The following is a 15,328-nucleotide window of genomic DNA, read 5'->3' on the forward strand; positions in this document are numbered from 1 at the left end:
GCAGACCGGCCTAAGTGTGTTTATCGGGTGCGGGATATTGACGTTTCGGATTGCTACGTTCGCCCGCCATGGACCTGCGAATGCGAACCGCGGCGGCGACGCCCGATGTGCGACGAGCCAGGACTCTCGTCATCGGGGCCGCCGCGCTCGCTCTCGTCGCCAAGACGGTATTCGCCGCCCTGACGCGCGGACCGGCGGACGTGCGCTTCTTCGAGGCCTTCGCCGCCGCCGTCGCCCAGGTCGGACCGGTCCGCGTCTACGGGCATCCGATGCCCGGACTGCCCGTCTACAACCATCCGCCGCTCGCGAGCCGGCTGCTCTCCGGATTCCATGAACTGGCCGAGCTGGGAATTCCGTTCGAGGTCCTCATCCGGATGCCGGCCTGCGTCGCCGATTTCGTCGCCGCCCTGCTGGTCTTCGGAATCGTCCGCCGCCGCCGTTCCCTCCGCACCGCCACGGTGTGCGCGCTCGTCTGCGCATTCAACCCGGTCCTCTTCAGCACCTCGGCGTATCACGGGAACACGGACTCGGCGGCGATCGTGCTCGTCGTCCTGGCCGCGTATCTGCTGGCCGATCGCCGTGCGCCGCTCGCCGCCGGCGTCGCGGCGGCGCTCGCGGTGAGCGTCAAGCTCGTCCCCGTCGTCGCCGTCCCCGCCCTGCTGGTGGTCGCGGTACGGGCCGGCCGGCCGGCCGCCGTCAGGTTCTGCGCCGGCCTCGGCCTCGTACTGCTGACGCTGTGGGGTCCGGTGCTGGCGGCCGCGCCGGGGCCGCTGCGGGAGAACGTCCTCGAGTACGAGGGCGGGCGGTGGCGGTTGTGGGGGCTTGTGCGGTTCGCCGACCTGGCCGGCGCGTCCGACGCGTTCGTCGCGGGCCTCCAGGGCGACTTCCACTTCGTGTTCGTGCTGCTGTGCATGGCCGCGGGCGCCTGGCTCGCCTGGCTGCGGCCCACCGCCCCGGCCGGCGCCGTCGCGCTCTCCCTGACGCTGCTGCTGCTGCTCAGCACCGGCTCCGCCGTCCAGTACCTGGCCTGGCCGGTCGTCGCCCTCTGCCTCCTGGGCGTCCGGGGGGCCGTCGGTTACGGAGTCGTCGTCGGCGCCGTCACCGTCATCGTCTACTCGGGCCCCAGCGCCGTCCGCTGGAACGACTGGGCGCTGCACCTCGCGGAGGCGGGCTGGCTGCTGCTCGCCGCCGCGACCGTGACCGGCGTACGCAGATCGCTCGCTGACCCGCCGGTCCCCGTCCCGGGCGTGCCCCTCCCCGTCGTGGCCCAGCGCACCGGCAAGCCGGCCGCTGCCGCACGAACCGTCAACCGACCGCACCGATGACCCCACCGACGGAGAGTAGAGAAGACCCAGTGAAGGAAAGCCCCAGCCCGCGGATCGGCATCCTCGTCGTGGCCTACAACGCCGAGGCCACACTGGAGAAGACCCTCCACCGCATCCCCGAGGACTTCCGGTCCCGCGTCGCCGAGATCCTCATCCTCGACGACGCGAGCAGCGACGAGACGTTCAGCGCGGGCTGCCGCTGGTCGCAGCTCGAGGGCATGCCGCCGACCGTCGTCATGCGGCACACCAAGAACCTCGGCTACGGCGGCAACCAGAAGGCGGGCTACGCGCTCGCCGCGGAGCGGGGCCTGGACATCGTGGTGCTGCTGCACGGCGACGGCCAGTACGCGCCCGAGCTGCTGCCCGAGATGGTCGCGCCCATCGAACGGGGCGAGTGCGAAGCGGTGTTCGGCTCCCGGATGATGCGCCCCGGCAGCGCGCTCGGGGGCGGCATGCCGTTCTACAAATGGCTGGGCAACCGCGTCCTCACCCGCTTCGAGAACGCGCTGCTCGGCTCGCACCTCACCGAGTTCCACTCCGGCTACCGCGCCTACAGCGTCGCCGCGCTGCGCAGGCTGCCCATCGACCGGAACACCGACGCCTTCGACTTCGACACCCAGATCATCGTCCAGCTGCTCGACGCCGGGATGCGGATCAAGGAGATCCCCGTCCCGACCTACTACGGCGACGAGATCTGCTACGTCAACGGCCTGCGCTACGCCAGGGACGTCGTCAAGGACGTCCTCGAGTACCGGCTCGCGCTCAAGGGCTTCGGCACCTGCCCCTGGATCCCCAAGCCCGTCGAGTACGCCTTCAAGGAGGGCGACGGATCCTCGCACTCCGCGATCCTCGGCATCATGCGCACCCTGCCCCCGGGCCGGGTGCTCGACGTCGGCTGCTCCGGCGGCCGGTTCGCCGAGCGCCTCGAAGCGCTCGGCTTCACCGTGACCGGCCTCGACTTCGTCGAGGTCCCCGGCGTACAGGAACGCTGCTCACGGTTCCTGCTGGCCGACCTGGAAGAGGGCCTTCCGCCGGAGACCGGAGCCGACTACGACTATGTGGTCGCCGGAGACGTCATCGAGCACCTGTCCCGCCCCGAGCACGTGCTGCGGGAACTGCGGGACGTGCTGCGCCCCGGCGGCCGGATGCTGCTGTCCGTGCCCAACTTCGGCCACTGGTACTCGCGTCTGCGCGTCGCCCTCGGCATCTTCGGCTACGACCGGCGCGGCATCCTCGACGAGACCCATCTGCGTTTCTTCACCCGCGGCAGCCTGCGCCGCACCGTGCGGGCCGCCGGCTTCGACCAGCTGCGCCTCACCTCGACCGGCGCGCCCTTCTGGTCCGTCCTGGGCAGCGGCGTCACCGCCGGGGCGCTGACCGGCGTCTCCCGGTTCCTCACCCGTGTGCGGCCGACACTCTTCGGCTACCAGTACGTCGCCGTGCTCACTCCGCACGCGGCGCAGACGATCATCGCGGGGGAGCACGTCGATGTACAGGACATCATCAGCCGTCAGTACGTCCCGGCCGAGCTCGCCGGCCGAGTGGGCGCCGGCACCTGACCCACGGCACCGACCGCCCACCAGGAGGCCCACCTTGGCCCTGCCCAGCCTGTTGCTGCTGCTCTTCGCGGTCTTCTCGTCGGCGGCCGGGCAGATCATGCTCAAACACGGGATGCGCTCGGCGGCCGCCGTCGCCGAGCACGGCGGAGGCTCCCTGATGATGCGGGCCGCGACGAGCCCGTGGGTCGTCGTCGGCCTCGTCGTCTTCGGCGTCTCCGCGGTGGCCTGGATGTCGACCCTGGCCCAGGTGCCGCTGAACATCGCCTACCCGTTCAACGCGCTGGGCTATCTGCTGATCGTGCTGGCCAGTTCCACGGTGCTGCACGAGCGGACCTCGATGTGGACCTGGGCCGGCTCGCTGATGGTGATCGCCGGCCTGATCACCGTGATGGCCGGCCAGCAGCGCTGAGCGCCTCCCCCTCGGGGGCGTGCGCCTGGCGCGGCACCGCCACCGGGCGGCGCTCCGCGGGCGGTGTCACCGGCAGCAGACCGGGCTCGCCCAGCAGCACCCGGCGGACGACGCGCTCCGCGGCCCGCCCGTCGTCGAAGGCGCAGAACCGCGTCCGGAAGGCGGCGCGCAGCTCGCGCGCCGCCTCGCCGTCCCAGGTGCCGTCGGAGAAGACCCGGATCAGCTCCTCCGTCGTACGGGTCACCGCCCCCGGAGTGTCACCGGGCGCACCGGAGAGCAGGTCGAAGCAGACGCCGCGCACCGCCCGGTACGTCTCCCAGTCCGGTGCGTGGATCACGATCGGCCGGTCGAGGTTGGCGTAGTCGAACATCGCGGACGAGTAGTCGGTGACGAGCGCGTCCGCCGCCAGGTACAGCTCCTCGGCGCTCGGGTGACCGGAGACGTCGATGATGCCGGGGTGCTCGGCGAGACCGCTCTCGTCGTGGAAGTAGTGGGCACGGACCAGCAGCACGGTGTCCTCGCCCAGGGCCCGGGCCACCCGCTCCAGATCCAGCCGGCAGGTGAAGGTCCGCTCGTAGTCGCGGAACGTCGGCGCGTACAGCACGGCCCGCTGCCCCGGGCGGACGCCGAGCGACTCCCGGACGGCGCGGATGCGGTCCGGGCCCGCGTCGACGAGGACGTCGTTGCGGGGGTAGCCGGTCTCCAGGTGCTCCACGGCGCTCGGGTAGGCGGCCGCCCAGCTCTCCGTCGAGTGCGGATTGGACGACAGGCTGAAGTCCCAGCGGTCCACCCGGCGCAGCAGGTCGTTGAAGTTCATGCCCTGCGCCGCCGCCGGGTAGCGGGCCTGGCCCACGCCCATCACCTTCAGCGGTGTGCCGTGGTGGGTCATCACATGCACCTGGCCGCGCCGTTTGACCATGTGGTTGGGGAAGTTGACGTTGCTGAAGAAGTACGTGGCACGGGCCATCACCGCCCAGTAGCGCCGCGATCCCGGCACGACGTGGTCGATGCCGGGCGGCAGCTCGGCGGCGGCCTTCTGCGACACCACCCACACCCCGCGCACCCGGGGGGCCAGCTCCGCCGCCTTGCGGTGCACCGCCGCCGGGTTGCAGCTCACCCCGCGGTTCCAGTACGCGCTGTAGACGGCGAGGTCGCGGTCCAGTGGCAGCAGCCGCTGAAGCCGGTAGTACAGCGGCGTGAGCCGTCGCGCCAGCCGTCCGCGGGCCGTGGAGGCGACGGCGAGCAGCCCGCGGCGGACGGCGAGCGCCGTGTCGAGGGCCCGGAGCCGCCCGGCCCGGCCGCCGGTCAGCAGCCGCAGGCGCAGCGCCCTGAGACCGCCGTCCACGCGGTGCCCGGGCGGCAGATGGTCCCGGTGGAACGCCGCGACCGCCCGGACGTAGGCCCGGCGGCGCCGCCGGAGCGACCCGTACGTCTCCAGCAGCTCCCGCGAGGCCAGGTCGAACAGCGGTCCGCGCACGGCCTCGAACCGGGGCGTGCCCCGCAGCGCGCAGAACAGGTCGCTGAACTGCTCGACGAGCTCCAGCTGCCCGGCCCGCTCGCCGGGCGCGTCGGCGTCCGACTCGGCGAGCCCCGGCACATGACGCTGCCGGCGGTGCTCGACGCACGGCACCGGCAGGGCGGCGACCGTGTCGGCGGCGGCGAGCGTGCCCAGCGCGTACGGCAGGTCCCCGTGCGGGCCCGGCGCGAACGACGCCTGCCCCGACGCGTGGAACTCGCGGCGCACCGCGCGGTTCCAGGACACCGCGGCCACCCCGAGCAGTTCCGGGCGGTCCGCGAGCGTACAGACCGCCGTGCCGCCCATGCCCTTCAGCAGCGACAGGGAGCGGCTGGCCTGCGGGATGCCGCGGAACGGCGTACGGACATGGCCGAACAGCAGCAGGTCGGGGTCGGCCGCCTCCGTGAGCCGGTCGGCGATGCGCCGCAGGGCGCCGGGCAGCAGCACATGCGTGGCTTCGAGGAACAGCAGATAGTCGCCCTTCGCGTGCTCCGCCCCCGCCGTGCGCCGTCCGTCCGGGCCCGCCGGCTCCGCGAGGTGGACGGCACGCACCCTCGGATCGGCGTCCGCGATCTCGTCGAGCAGTCGGCCGGAGCCGTCGGGGCAGCCGTCGGCGACCCCGATGATCTCGAAGTCGGTGAACGACTGGCAGAGCACCGACTCCAGGCACTCGCGCAGGCTTCCGCGCACACGACGGACGGGGACGACGACGCTCAGACGGGGCATGGACACTCTTTCTCGCGTTCTTCGGTGACTCGGCGGGAGGGTTTCGGGTGTGGCTCAGGTACGCCGGCGGCCGGCGAGGCTGCCGGGGCTCTGCTGCGCGGGCAGCCGGCCCGCAGGCTGCAGCACCGGCGCGGGGGACAGGGCGGCGGGCGCGGGCGCCGGAGCGCGCTGATCCAGCGGGACGACGACCGGCAGGCCCGCTCCCTCGCCCAGGAAGACACGGCGCACGACGCGCTCGGCGGCGAACCCGTCGTCGTACGGGCAGAAGCGCTCGCGGAACGCGGCCCGCAGCCGAGCGGCGCGCGAGCCGCACCAGTGGTCCGTCGCGAAGATGTCGATCAGCTCTTCCTCGGTGCGGGCGACCGCTCCCGGCGGGAACTCGCGTACGTCGAAGTACGTGCCGCGGGCCGCCCGGTACGCCTCCCAGTCACCGGTGTGCAGGACGATCGGCCGGTCCAGGACCGCGTAGTCGAACATCAGGGACGAGTAGTCGGTGACGAGCGCGTCGGAGGCGAGGCACAGGGACTCGACCGACGGGTGGCCGGAGACATCGATGACCCGGTGCGCCGCGGGGCCGCTCAGCGGAGTGCCGCTGAAGTAGTGGGCGCGGGTGAGCAGGACGAACCGGGGGCCGAGGGCGGCGGCGAACCGTTCGATGTCGACCGGCGGCGGTTGGCTGCGGCGGTAGTCGCGGTGGGTCGGCGCGTAGAGGACCGCGACCCGGCCCTCCGGGATGCCGAGCGAGGCCCGCAGCCGGGCCACGTCCTCGGCGTCCGCGTGCTGATAGACGTCGTTGCGGGGGTGGCCGTACTCGAGCACCGTGCACGCCGACGGGTACGCCCGCTCCCACACCAGGGTGGAGTGGCGGTTGGCGGAGAGCGCGTAGTCCCACTTGTCGGCATTGGCGAGGAGCTGCCCGAAGTCCATGGAACGGGCGGCGGCCGGGTGTTCCTGCAGGTCGATGCCCATCGTCTTCAGCGGCGTGCCGTGGTGTGTCTGGACCATGACCTGGCCGGGCCGCTTGACCCACCGCCGGTCGAAGTTGACGTTGTTGACCAGGTACTTGGCGCGGGCGAGGGCCGACCAGTGGCCGAACGAGCCGGGCCGCAGCCGCCGGGTGCCGGCCGGGACCGTGTGGTGGTACTCCTCGTCCGCGATCCACGCCGTGCGGATGTGCGGCGCGAGCTCGCGCACCTTCTCCTCGATGGCCGCCGGATTGCAGGAGTAGCCGCGGTTCCAGTACGCGGAGAAGACCGCCAGGTCGGAGCGGACCGGCAGCCGCAGCTGGATGCGGTAGTGCAGGCGCACGGCCGCGGCGCGCAGCGCACGCCGGGCGCTCCCCGCGATGCCGCGGGTGCGCGAGCGCAGCCGGTCGCCCGCCCACAGCACGCGGTAGACCCGGTGGCCGCCGGTGCGGATCAGCGCGTGGCGCAGCCGGCCGCGCAGGGCGGGCGTCGCGCCGGGGGCGCGGTAGCGGCGGCAGTGCGCACGGGCCCGGCGGAAGAACTCGGCGCGGCTGCCGCGCGGCAGCCGGCCCCGTGCCGTGGCCAGCGTCGAGAAGTGGTCAGCCATCCGCCGGTACAGGACCGGCCGCCAGTGCGCGAGGGCCGGCCGGGCGTCGAGGAAGGCGAACACCCGGTCGTACTGCTCGAAGATGTCGAAGTGCTTGCGGCTGGTGGTGGCGAGGATGTTGCCGCCCTGACGGCGCTGGCGGTAGTGCACGCACACCCGGTCGAGCGTGGCGAGGCGGTTCGCCGCCAGCAGCGCCGGATAGGTCCAGGGGGTGTCCTCGTAGTAGCCGGGAGGGAAGGTGAAACCCTCCCGCTCGACGAACTCCCGCCTGTATGCCTTGTTCCAGACCACCATGAGCAGTTTCAGCAGCTCCGGCCGGTCCTTCAGGGTGAACGGCGCCGGGCCCTGCTCGGTCAGCAGCGCGGCGAACTTGTTGCGGGCGCTCTCCCCGGTCCAGTACGTGCGGGCGTAGTCGTAGACGAGGACGTCCGGGTCTCCGGTCGTCGCGAGCCGTTCGGCGATGGCCCGGAGCGCGCCGGGGACGAAACTGTCGTCGCTGTCCAGGAAGAGGATGTAGTCGCCGCTCGCCCGCGCCAGCCCGGCGTTGCGCGCCTGGCCGAGGCCCACGTTCATCGGGAGGTGGACGGCCTGTACGCGTGGATCGCGTGCGGCGAACTCGTCGATGATCGCACCGCAGGCGTCGGGCGAGCAGTCGTCGACCGCGATGAGCTCGAGGTCCGTGAAGGTCTGTGTCAGCACCGACTCCAGGCATTCATGGAGGTAGGCCTGGACCTTGAACGCGGGCACGATGACGCTGAACCGGGGCACGGCACATCCATGGGTCGCGCGGGCAGGATGGCCCGAGAACGGCCAAAGGGGTGACTTGGTTACGCCGCACGTGGCATACGGGGGACCAACGGCGAATGGCGGCCCGGTCACGGGGGTAACCAGAGCCGCCGTTCCGTACGCTCTTCCGGGCGCCCGCGCGTGCGTGCGCCCGTCAGCCGGTCACTTGACCGCGCCCGCCATCACACCGGAGACGAACTGCCGCTGGAAGGCGAAGAACACCGCCAGCGGAATGATCATCGACACGAACGCGCCCGGCGCGAGCACGTCGATGTTGTTGCCGAACTGCCGTACCTGCCGCTGGAGCGCGACGGTGATCGGCGCGCTGTCGGAGTCGGCGAAGATCAGCGCGACCAGCATGTCGTTCCACACCCACAGGAACTGGAAGATGCCCAGTGAGGCGATCGCCGGGGCGCCCAGCGGCATGACGACCCTGGTGAAGAGCCGGATCTCGCCCGCGCCGTCGAGCCGTGCCGCCTCCAGCAGTTCGCGGGGGATCTCCGCGAAGAAGTTCCGCAGCAGGAAGATCGCGAAGGGCAGACCGAAGGCGACGTGGAAGAGGACCACGCCGAGCGTCGTCTCGAAGATGCCGACGACGCCGAAGAGTTCGGAGACGGGCACCAGCGCGACCTGCACGGGGACCACCAGCAGGCCGACGACGACCATGAACCACCAGTCGCGGCCGGGGAACTCCATCCAGGCGAAGGCGTATCCGGCCAGCGCGCCGATGACCACGACCAGCACGGTCGCCGGGACGGTGATCATCACCGTGGAGAAGAGGGAGTCGGTGATCGCGTCGTTCTCCAGCAGCCGCGAGTAGTTCTCCGTGGTGATCTGGGCCGGGGCCGTGAACACCGTCCACCAGCCGCTCGCCGCGATGTCACCGCTGTCGCGCAGCGACGAGAGCAGCAGGCCGATGGTGGGCATCAGCCAGAACAGGGCGGCGAGGACGAGGAAGACCCGCAGCACGCCTCCGCCGGTGCGGGCCGCGATCCGGGTGGCGAGGGAGTGCTTCGCCCTGACGCCGGCCCCCTTCGTGGTGTCGCTCATCGCCGGGTCTCCCTTCGCATCCGCCGGATGTTGCTGTGCCTGCCCGGGGGGCGACCCCCGGACCCCCGGGCGGGGGCGGCTGTGCGGTGCCGGGAGCTCATCGCCGGGTCTCCCTTCGCATCCGCCGGATGTTGAAGAACATCACCGGCAGCACCAGCAGAAGCAGCAGCACCGCGATCGCGCTGCCGAGACCGAGGTCCGCGTCCGTGCCGAACGACGAGCGGTACAGCTGGAGCGCGAGGACGTTCGCGTCGTCCTGGGAGGAGCCCGGCGCGATGATGAAGACCAGGTCGAAGATCTTCAGCACATTGATCATCAGCGTGACCAGCACCACCGCGAGCACCGGCGCCAGCAGCGGCACCGTGATCCGCCGGAAGACCTGCCACTCGTTCGCGCCGTCGACGCGCGCGGCCTCCAGGAGTTCGCGGGGCACGCTCGCCAGTCCGGCCGCGATCAGCACCATCGCGAAGCCCGCCCACATCCACACGTAACTGCCGATGATCGCGGGCGTGACGAGGTTCGGCCCGAGCCAGTTGACGCCGTTGTACGGCTCGCGGAAGTTGTCGGCCGGGAGCCGCAGCAGCGCGCCGTCCGCCGCGGCCGGCAGGGTGAACGTGCCGTCGGCGCCGGCGCGTGTCTCGGCGACCACCTTGCCGTCCTTGACCGCCTCGACCTTGATGCCCTTGAGGCCGACCTCCTCGGCGTCGATGGTGTTCGGCTTGCCGCTGCCGCCGCGGGTGAAGTCCAGCCACGCGGTGCCGTGGATCTCCCCGTCGCCGGTCTCCGGCGCCTTCGCCGGCTCCGCGTCGGACGGCATCTTCGCGGGCGCCACCCCGACCAGGGGCAGTTGTACGGGAGTGCCGGCGGAGACCGGCTCCTTGGTGACGAACGCACCGCCCCCCGCGGCCTCGAGGGGATGGACGGGCAGCGGGCGGGCCTTGGGGAAGCCGGCCGACTCGGCGAACGTGTCGTGTACGCCCACCCAGACCGCGTTGGCCACCCCGCGCTCCGGGTCCTGCTCGTACACGAGCCGGAAGATGATGCCCGCCGCGAGCATCGAGATCGCCATCGGCATGAACACGATCAGTTTGAACGCGGTGCCCCAGCGGACCCGTTCGGTGAGCACCGCGAAGATCAGACCGAGCGCAGTGGACACGGTCGGCGCGACGACCACCCAGACCGCGTTGTTCTTGACCGCGGTGAAGATCGTGTCGTCGGTGAAGATCTCCACATAGTTGCCGAGCCCGGCGAAGCCGTTGCCCGACTGATCGAAGAAGGACCGGTAGAGGGAGAACCCGATCGGGTAGACCACGAGCGCGCCCAGCAGCACCAGCGCGGGCAGCAGAAAGCCGACCGCGACTATTTTACGTGTGCCTGTCACGCTCTTGCGCTTGTCGGCGGGGGGCACCGGCCGGGCCGGGCCCCCCGCGGTGACGGGCGTCACGGCGTCAGCTCTTGAACGCCTTGGCCGCCTCGGCCTCCAGCTTCTGCTGGGTGCCCGCGACATCCTTCGGGTTCTTCAGGAAGTCCTGGAGGATCTTCCACTCGCCCTTGCCGGGCGTCCCGCCGAACGACTGCGGCATCTGGTCCGACATGTCGAAGCGGAAGTCGTCGCCCGCCTCGATCAGCGCCTTGGCGATGTCCCGCTGCACGTCGTTCGGGTACGCCGCCAGGTCCAGCGACTTGTTCGGCGAGAGGAAGCCGCCGGCGCCCGCCTGGATGGCCGCGGCGTCGGGGGACGCCAGGAAGGTCAGCAGCGCCTGGGCGCCCTTGCTGTCCGTGAGCGCCACCGCCGCGTCCCCGCCGGTCACCACCGGCGGCTCTGCGCCGACGGCCGGGAACGGGAAGACCTTCGCGTCCGTACCGATCTCGGCGTCGGTCTGCGCGATGTTGACGGTCACGAAGTCGCCCTCGAAGACCATCGCGCTCTTGGGGGCGTCACCGCCGGTGAACGTCTGGGTGACGGACGCGGGGAACTCGGTCTGGAGCGCGCCGTCCGTACCGCCCGCGATCAGGTTCGGCTTGCCGAACAGCTCGCCGAGCGTGGTGAGGGCGTCCTTCACGGACGCGTCGGTCCACTTGATCTCGTGCTTGGCGAGCTGGTCGTACTTCTCGGGGCCCGCCTGGGAGAGGTAGACGTTCTCGAACCAGTCGGTGAGGACCCAGCCGTCGGCGCCCGCGACGGAGACCGGGGTGACGCCCGACGCGGAGATCGTCTCCGCCGTCGACATGAACTCGTCCCAGGTCTTCGGCTCCGTCGCCCCCGCGTTCTCGAAGACGGCGTTGTTGTACCAGACCAGGGACTTGTTGGCGGCCTTGTAGTACACGCCGTACTGCTCGCCGTCGACGGCACCGAGGTCCCGCCAGCCCTTCGAGTAGTTCTTCTCCAACTGCTCCTTGGCCTCCGGCCCGACCGGCTTGGCCCACTTGCGGGCCACCGCCTGCTGGATCGCGCCGACCTGGGGCAGCATCGCCACGTCCGGTGGGCTGCCGCCGGCGATCTTCGTGCCGAGGAAGTTGACGATCGGGTCCTGTGCCGGGACGAAGGTGACCGTCGCGCCGGTACGCTTCTCGAACTCGTCCAGGACCTTGGTGAAGTTCTCCTGCTCGGGGCCGCTCCACACCGCGGCGACCTCGACCTTCTCGCCGTTCAGCTTGGGCAACCGCACCGTGGACGGCGACTCGCTGCCGTTCGTCGGACCCGCGTCACCCGGCTCGCCGCCGTCGCCGCCGCATCCGGTGAGGGCGAGGGCGCCGATCGCGGCGAACACCACTGCGGCCCTGCCCGTACGAAGAGTTCTGCGCATTACTGCCCCGTCTCTCCTGTGCGCTGCTTTACCTGACCTGTCGCGCCTTCCGACAGGTCTACGCCCGCGCTACGGGTGCCGCAATAGCGCCCCGGGGGAGTATCACTCTTTCGTGATGCCCTCGTGACGCGATGTCAGGTCAAATGGCGGCGGGGGCCGGCCAGGGTGCCCCCGGCCGGTCAGGGATGTGCCGGGGCCAGCGGAGGGACGGGGGACGCGTCCACCGACCGTGCCGCCCGCTCCAGCGCGCTGGCCAGCAGGGCCAGGTCGGTCGGACCGTTGCCCAGCTCGCGCAGTGGCCGGCGGGTGGGCGGATCGCCCATACGTTCCCACTCCAGCGGGACCACGGTCGGCCGTGACGTCGCCGTACGCGGTATGCGTCCGGTGACCCGGCCGCTCTGGAACGCGGTCACCCGCCCGTCCGGATGCCCCAGCCTGCCCCGGCCGGGCGCCGGGTCGTCGGGACCGGGCGCGACCGGCGGCGCCTCCAGGACGACCCGCAGCCGCGCACCCTCGGCGAGCTGCGTGTCCGCGGTGCGGTCGGGCCGCGACGAGGTGGCCACCAGATGGATGCCGAGCCGCCCGCCGTCCCTGGCCACCGCTTCCAGCGCCCGTACGACGGAACCGGCCGCCGGCCGGCCCGGGCTGCCCAGCGCAGGGGCCACCAGCGCGTCGAAGTCGTCCACCAGCACCACCAGGCGCGGCAGCGGATCGGGCTCCCGGCTCCTCGTACGCCCGCCGGGGCGCAGCCTGAGCGTCCCCGAGGAGGGCGAGTCGAGATCGCCGCGCTGCTCGGCGGCGCTCGGCGGGCGCTGGCCCACCATCCGCTCCGCGACCTCGCGCCGGGTGCGCCACTCCGTGAAGTCGGCGACGCCCGCCTCGTCCAGCGCGGCCGCACGGCGCTTCAGCTCCGCGCCGAGCGCCTGGGCGAAGGACCGCATCCGCACCGGGTCGCTCGCCACCAGGTGCTCGGTCACATGGGGCAGTTCGGTGCAGGCCGTCAGCCCGTCGCCGCGCTCCCCGCCCGCGCCGTCGACGAGCAGCAGCCCGAGCCGGTCCGGGCGGCCAGCGGCCGCCAGCGACGCGGCGACCGAGCGGAGCAGCTCCGTACGGCCGCTGCCCGCCGGGCCCTCGATCAGCAGATGCGGGCCCTCCTCCGCCAGGTCGACGGTCAGCGGCCCCCGGGGGCCGGCGCCGAGGACCACGGTCCCGTCACAGGCCGACGCCCAGCGCGCCATCAGCGACGCGGGGGTGGCCCGCGCGAGCTCCAGCTCGTCCAGCAGACGCGCGGACTGCGGCAGCACGGCCACCCTGCCGGGGTGGACGCTCGAACCCTCCACGCGCAACGGGGCCAGCGCCCGTCCGAAGCGCTCGGCCCAGGCGGCGGACACGGCGTCCACCACACCGACGGTGCCGTGGCCCGCGGGCCGGCCGCCGGCCACCCGCATCAGGCGCAGCGCGGTCGCCACGTCCCCGGTCAGCAGGGCCGCGGCCCCGCACTCACGGAACGGCAGCGACACCGCGCACGCCGACTCGTAGGTCACGGCGACGGGGGAGAGCGGGGAGGCCGCGGCCGTCTCCGCCAGACAGATCAGATGGATGCCGGCGGCGCGGCCGGCTCCGGCGAGCCGGGCCGTCGTCTCCCGCAGCGCGGCGGAGCCGGGGTCGCCGTCGACGATCACCACGGTGCGCGGGCCGCCGTGCCGGTCGGCCGCCTCCATGACGGCCCGGCCGTCGGCGCTCGGCCAGCCGGGGCCGAGCGGGCCCTCGTCCAGCCGGCGCGCCAGCTCCGCGGCACGGGCGGTCGCCTGGTCGTGGTCGTACGCGAGCAGCAGCCGGCAGTCCTGGCCGTGCGCCGGGCGCAGATGCGGCAGCCAGCCCAGCCAGGCCCACTCCGCCGTGCGCTCCTCGAGACCCCGGGAGCGGTCCGCGCTGATCAGCACGATCTCCAGGTCGCCGGGGGAGTGCAGCGCGGCGAGCTGGGCCACCGCGGACCTGGCCAGGCCGGCGAGCCGCGCGCGGGGGCCGGCGAGACCCAGTGAACCGGCCTCTTTGAGCGCCACGGTCACGGCGACGGACGGCAGGTCGGCGCGGTCGGCCGTACCGAGCCTGAGGACCAGTGACTCCGGGTGGTCCGGGCCCCGCTCCCACAGCCGGTGGCCGGGGCCGAGCGCGGTCAGCAGAACGGCCGCGGGGTCGGGCCAGCTCGCCACGGTCGGCGGGGCCGCGGCGGCCACGGGACCGGCCGGGCCGGTCTCCTCAACCACCGGTCCGCCCCGGCCTCCCGCGAGCCGCCGTGCCCAGGTCCCTATGCCGCGCCTGCGCCGGCCCGGCGCGTCCGCGTCCGGGCCGGTGACGGGCGTCCCGCCGTCGGGGACGTACTGCGCGGGCACCCGCGCCGCCGCGGCGTCGAAGTGGTGCGTCTGCTCGGACCGGTTCGGCTCGTGCCCGGTGCCGGGCCGGCTCGGGGCGTCGTACGCTCCGCTGCCGTGGCCCTGTGGCCCGGCACCGGGCGCAGGCCCTCCGGCGGTGGTCACGCGGACGGTGCCGCCCGGCCCGGTCGCGCCGCCGGCGCGCGGCCGGTGAGCCGCGTCGGGGGCCGGTGCGTCCGTGGTCCGGGCCGGCCGGTCGGGACCGGGGTCCGCCCACGAAGGTCCCGGCCCGCTGCCGCCGCTCGCGCCGGGCACCGGCCGGTACCTGCCGGAGTCCGCCGGTCCGCGGCCGTCCGCGACGGGGGCGTCACCCGCGTCCGCGGGCACGGCGCCGGGGACGCGGAGGTGGCCCTCTCCGTCAGGAGTGGTGGGGAGCGCCGGCGGCCCGGCCCCGGGGGCGAGCCGGAGGGTCGACTCGCCGAGGCGGAGCAGCGCGCCCGTCGGCAGGCGGACCGGGCGGCTGCCCACGGAGGTGCCGTCGACCGTCGTGCCGTTCGTGGAGCCGAGGTCGGTCACCGTGACCCGGCCGTCGTCCGCGACCGTCACGGCGCAGTGCAGCCGGGAGACGTCGGGGTCGTCCAGCGGCACATCGGCGTCGGCGGAGCGGCCGATGCTGACCCGGCCGCCGTGCAGCAGATGGACACCGCCCGCGTCGGGTCCGGCGACGACATGGAGCTGGGCCGGGACGTCGCTCCCGTGGGGCTCGTCGTCGGCCGGTGTCTGGAGGGCCAGCACGGCGCCGTCCACCAGCGGCGGTTCGCCCAGGGTGCGGCGCTGGAGGTCGAGACGCTCCTGGCCCGCGTAGAGGACGACGGTCCCCGAGACGTCGGGGCCGGAGACGGCTGCGGCGAGGCCGGAGGCCACGGCGGCGAGCGCCGTGCCCGCGGGCGCGGTCACGATCACGTCGCAGGGACGCCCGGCGGGCGCGGACTGTCCGCCGCGCGGCGCGAGAACAGTCAGCCGGATCTGCATCGCCGTCAGCCATCCCTTCTGCGCGGGCGCCCGGCAGGGGAGCCGCCCAGACAGCCCCCACCCGGCAGGTCGGCACGGCGCCCCGGTTCTTCCCGCCCACGGCTCCGTGCTGGAGGCATCCTCGCATCCGCCACCGACAACATGCCTCCCGCCCACCCGTAAGTGATCTTGACC

General features: G+C 73.0%; 9 protein-coding genes. 3 read left to right on the forward strand and 6 right to left on the reverse strand.

What is annotated here, in order from left to right; genetic code table 11:
- Positions 1–68 precede the first annotated feature (68 nt).
- The 3 genes from ACFYOP_RS00140 to ACFYOP_RS00150 are packed head-to-tail and all read left to right on the forward strand — an operon-like array spanning position 69 to position 3,293.
- A complete protein-coding gene (locus tag ACFYOP_RS00140; RefSeq protein WP_356898112.1) occupies positions 69–1,325 on the forward strand; it encodes a glycosyltransferase family 39 protein in 1,257 nt (418 codons plus the stop codon).
- Positions 1,326–1,354: 29 nt separating this feature from the next.
- Positions 1,355–2,884 carry a bifunctional glycosyltransferase/class I SAM-dependent methyltransferase gene (locus ACFYOP_RS00145; protein ID WP_356898113.1) on the forward strand — a complete coding sequence of 510 codons (1,530 nt, stop codon included), beginning with the start codon at positions 1,355–1,357 and terminating at the stop codon, positions 2,882–2,884.
- Positions 2,885–2,918: 34 nt separating this feature from the next.
- Positions 2,919–3,293 carry a hypothetical protein gene (locus ACFYOP_RS00150; RefSeq protein ID WP_356898114.1) on the forward strand — a complete coding sequence of 125 codons (375 nt, stop codon included), beginning with the start codon at positions 2,919–2,921 and terminating at the stop codon, positions 3,291–3,293.
- On the opposite strand, the gene ACFYOP_RS00155 is transcribed toward ACFYOP_RS00150, so the two are convergent.
- From ACFYOP_RS00155 to ACFYOP_RS00180, 6 genes are all read right to left on the reverse strand, one after another.
- On the reverse strand, positions 3,265–5,535 hold the full coding sequence (locus ACFYOP_RS00155; protein ID WP_356898115.1) for a bifunctional glycosyltransferase family 2 protein/CDP-glycerol:glycerophosphate glycerophosphotransferase: 2,271 nt from the start codon (positions 5,533–5,535) through the stop codon (positions 3,265–3,267). The two genes, ACFYOP_RS00150 and ACFYOP_RS00155, sit on opposite strands and share 29 nt — an antisense overlap.
- A 54-nt stretch (positions 5,536–5,589) precedes the next feature.
- Positions 5,590–7,875, reverse strand: a complete 2,286-nt coding sequence (locus tag ACFYOP_RS00160; RefSeq protein ID WP_356898116.1) for a CDP-glycerol glycerophosphotransferase family protein — start codon at positions 7,873–7,875, stop codon at positions 5,590–5,592.
- 180 nt (positions 7,876–8,055) lie between these two features.
- Positions 8,056–8,943 (reverse strand): carbohydrate ABC transporter permease, encoded by an 888-nt coding sequence (locus tag ACFYOP_RS00165; RefSeq protein WP_356898117.1) that lies wholly within the window; start codon positions 8,941–8,943, stop codon positions 8,056–8,058.
- 97 nt (positions 8,944–9,040) lie between these two features.
- Positions 9,041–10,387: a sugar ABC transporter permease gene (locus tag ACFYOP_RS00170; protein WP_356898118.1), complete on the reverse strand. Its 1,347-nt coding sequence runs from the start codon at positions 10,385–10,387 to the stop codon at positions 9,041–9,043.
- 4 nt (positions 10,388–10,391) lie between these two features.
- The gene (locus tag ACFYOP_RS00175) at positions 10,392–11,750 is read right to left on the reverse strand and encodes an ABC transporter substrate-binding protein (RefSeq protein ID WP_356898119.1); all 1,359 of its coding nucleotides are present in this window, start codon (positions 11,748–11,750) and stop codon (positions 10,392–10,394) included.
- A 179-nt stretch (positions 11,751–11,929) separates the two neighbouring features.
- Positions 11,930–15,154 (reverse strand): FtsK/SpoIIIE domain-containing protein, encoded by a 3,225-nt coding sequence (locus tag ACFYOP_RS00180; protein ID WP_356898120.1) that lies wholly within the window; start codon positions 15,152–15,154, stop codon positions 11,930–11,932.
- Positions 15,155–15,328 lie beyond the last annotated feature (174 nt).

It is taken from the genome of Streptomyces sp. NPDC006294 (assembly GCF_042870895.1).
Lineage (GTDB): Bacteria > Actinomycetota > Actinomycetes > Streptomycetales > Streptomycetaceae > Streptomyces.

Excerpts from the sequence above, each read along its gene's own strand:
- ACFYOP_RS00165 (WP_356898117.1), bottom strand. The coding sequence starts at position 8,943 with ATGAGCGACACCACGAAGGGGGCCGGCGTCAGGGCGAAGCACTCCCTC.
- ACFYOP_RS00140 (WP_356898112.1), top strand. The coding sequence starts at position 69 with ATGGACCTGCGAATGCGAACCGCGGCGGCGACGCCCGATGTGCGACGA.
- ACFYOP_RS00175 (WP_356898119.1), bottom strand. The coding sequence starts at position 11,750 with ATGCGCAGAACTCTTCGTACGGGCAGGGCCGCAGTGGTGTTCGCCGCG.
- ACFYOP_RS00155 (WP_356898115.1), bottom strand. The coding sequence starts at position 5,535 with ATGCCCCGTCTGAGCGTCGTCGTCCCCGTCCGTCGTGTGCGCGGAAGC.
- ACFYOP_RS00180 (WP_356898120.1), bottom strand. The coding sequence starts at position 15,154 with ATGCAGATCCGGCTGACTGTTCTCGCGCCGCGCGGCGGACAGTCCGCG.